At 43.7% G+C, this 1,500-nt stretch carries 1 protein-coding gene and 1 pseudogene; both read right to left on the reverse strand.

Features of this window, described 5'->3' with window-relative positions:
• Positions 1 to 1,212 (reverse strand): ribonucleotide-diphosphate reductase subunit beta (locus tag B4H32_RS01040; RefSeq protein ID WP_286799336.1); only part of this gene is annotated, 1,212 nt, incomplete at its 3' end.
• Positions 1,213 to 1,253: 41 nt separating this feature from the next.
• A pseudogene (locus tag B4H32_RS01045) lies at positions 1,254 to 1,500 on the reverse strand (hypothetical protein); the annotation flags it as partial.

Consider the following 1,500-nt stretch of genomic DNA (forward strand, 5'->3'; position numbering starts at 1 on the left):
GTCCATCATCTCAGACATCCACGCAAATGGATTGGTCACGCCAGCAAACTGCTCTGGTAAACCAAGCTGAGACAAACGACGGTTACAGATGAACTTCAAGTATTCTTCCATCATGCTGGCATTCATGCCCAATACACCACGCGGCATAGTGTCACGCGCATACTCGATTTCAAGCATGGTACCTTCAAGAATCATTTGAATCACTTCCTGTTGGAACTCATTTGTCCAAAGGTGAGGGTTCTCAATCTTAATCTGGTTGATCATGTCGATACCAAAGTTCAGGTGCATTGACTCATCACGCAAAATGTACTGGAACTGTTCAGCAACACCGTTCATCTTGTTACGGCGGCCCATACTCAAAATCTGGGTAAAGCCACAGTAGAAGAAAATGCCTTCAAGCACGCAGTAGAATGCGATCAGGTTACGCAATAAACGCTGGTCGTTTTCAGGTGTGCCTGTGTGGAAATTAGGATCAGTCAATGACTGTGTATATTTCAAGCCCCATGATGCTTTACGTGCAACACTTGGAATCTCACGATACATGTTGAAGACTTCACCTTCGTCCATACCTAAAGATTCGATACAGTATTGGTAGGCATGGGTATGAATCGCTTCTTCAAATGCTTGACGCAAAATGTATTGGCGGCATTCAGGATTTGTAATATGACGATAAATCGCCAAAACTAAGTTGTTCGCAACCAATGAATCTGCTGTTGAGAAGAAACCTAAAGAACGCATAACAATGGTACGTTCATCTTCGGTCAAGCCATTTTCCGACTTCCAAAGCGCGATGTCATGATTCATGTTCACTTCTTGAGGCATCCAGTGGTTGGCACACCCGTCCAAGTATTTCTGCCAAGCCCACTCATATTTGAATGGCACAAGCTGGTTTAAATCCGCACGGCAGTTGATCATGGCCTTGTCATCAACCTGTACACGCTGTGCGCCCATTTCCAGTTCTTCCAGACCTGGCGCAACGTCAAGATGTTCTAGGGCTTCAGATGCTCTAGCCAGCGAATCGGTTGGATTTGTTGATCTGATGGTACTGGTTCCAGTGGGTTGTGCAACTGCCACGCGCGGCGATGGTTGCTCTGAATCAGATACCACTTGCGTATTAAGCGTTTTTTGCGAGTCGAGGGACGCAGACTTGTGTTCAGGTGTAGTCGGTTTTTGCGAATCATCTTCGAAATCGTCCCAACTTAGGATAGACATATTTAATCTCACTATAATCTTAATTTATTTACATTGCAGTTTTAAAAAATGAAAATGGCGCATAAGAAACACAGCAAAACAAAAAGGGTAATAATCAATCCCATCATCGCTAAACGTTTGAGATTGATAGTTGCAGGAAGTGAGTTTGGCGTTAATAATTTGCCTGTTTCATCATAAATGGCAATCGCTCTTGCCCCGCTACTTAGCCCTAGCTCTTGTAATGCTCGTATTTCTACTTGTGTTAAACCAAATTCCATTCGCTCCATTGCTTGAATAAACATATAAGGA

Origin of the sequence: Acinetobacter sp. UBA2063, from assembly GCF_002333245.1 — a bacterium.
Taxonomy (GTDB): domain Bacteria; phylum Pseudomonadota; class Gammaproteobacteria; order Pseudomonadales; family Moraxellaceae; genus Acinetobacter; species Acinetobacter parvus.